Source organism: Mesorhizobium sp. M7A.F.Ca.MR.362.00.0.0 (genome assembly GCF_004023175.1).
Taxonomy (GTDB): Bacteria; Pseudomonadota; Alphaproteobacteria; order Rhizobiales; family Rhizobiaceae; genus Mesorhizobium.
Genome location: NZ_RZTF01000065.1, coordinates 10059 through 11083, shown reverse-complemented (window position 1 = coordinate 11083; position 1025 = coordinate 10059). Strand labels below are relative to the sequence as shown.

The following is a 1025-nucleotide window of genomic DNA, read 5'->3' as shown; positions in this document are numbered from 1 at the left end:
CCGGTTCTCGAAGGCAGAGTGCACGTGCGGTCATTGCGTGAATATGTCGAGCCGCCCACCGCGTCGCGCCAACTCTTCGTGATTTTGGCAAGGAGAAAATGGTCTATTATTGCTTTCGCTGTGTTGGGCGGCTTGTTGGCGGGGTTGCTGGGAAGCCTTCGACCAGTTCTCTACGAGTCAACAACCCAGCTTATCGTCGACGCCCCCTCGCGCGGTTCACTGCCCGTCGGCGCCCCGTCTTCGCAGGACCTCGTTGATTCAAGCATAGATGACCACATCACGATGCTATCGTCGCAAGATCACCTGCGCCGCGTCATGGCGGCACTGCGCAAGACAGGTGCGGCGGAAACCGGACAGGACAATTCCGCTAGCAGGAATTCACGGCTTGAACCGTCTGCCACCCCTCCCCCGAGGACACGCTCACTTGCCGACGGTCTACTGGACCGGCTGTGGCCAGGGGCGGACCAGGCAGCCAACGGTCCACAAGCCGTGGATGCCTCCGAGTTGAGAGCTTTGCGGCGAGGCATGCGGGTCGGGCAGGAGCTGCGATCGAGAGTGATCTCCGTCGCTTTCGCCGATGACAGCCCCGCCCGGGCGGCGCTCGTGGCCAACACATTCGCTCAAGTTTATGTCGACACCCTAACGAAGAAAAGGCAGGCATCCGACCAGCAAGAGCTCGATGCAATCACCGCCAGTCTGCCCGGGCTGCAAAATGATCTGCAGGCAGCGGCTGACCGCCTTGAGAAATATCGGCTGAGCCACGGAGCCATCGACCAAGGCTCGGCGGACAATGCAGCCAGGGAACGGGCCGACCTCAGCCAGCAATTGTCGATGTCAAAGGCGGATCTCGCCGCCGTGGAATCTCGGCTACGGTACGTCCAGCAGCTTCGAGAGCAAGGGGCCTCTCTCATCGCCCTGGCCGAAGCTATTGGCGCGCCTGAACTTGCCGACCTTGCGGCTCGACAGGCTCTCGCGCCGGCAGACCAGGAACTCAGAGCCACGACGCAAAGCAAGATCGAACAAGG

1 protein-coding gene is annotated in these 1025 nt (G+C 61.6%); it reads left to right on the top strand.

Translation table 11 applies throughout. The features are described from left to right. Positions 1-24: 24 nt before the first annotated feature. Positions 25-1025, top strand: a 1001-nt coding sequence (locus tag EOC06_RS42285) for a Wzz/FepE/Etk N-terminal domain-containing protein (protein WP_306462345.1), incomplete at its 3' end; no start/stop codon positions are given.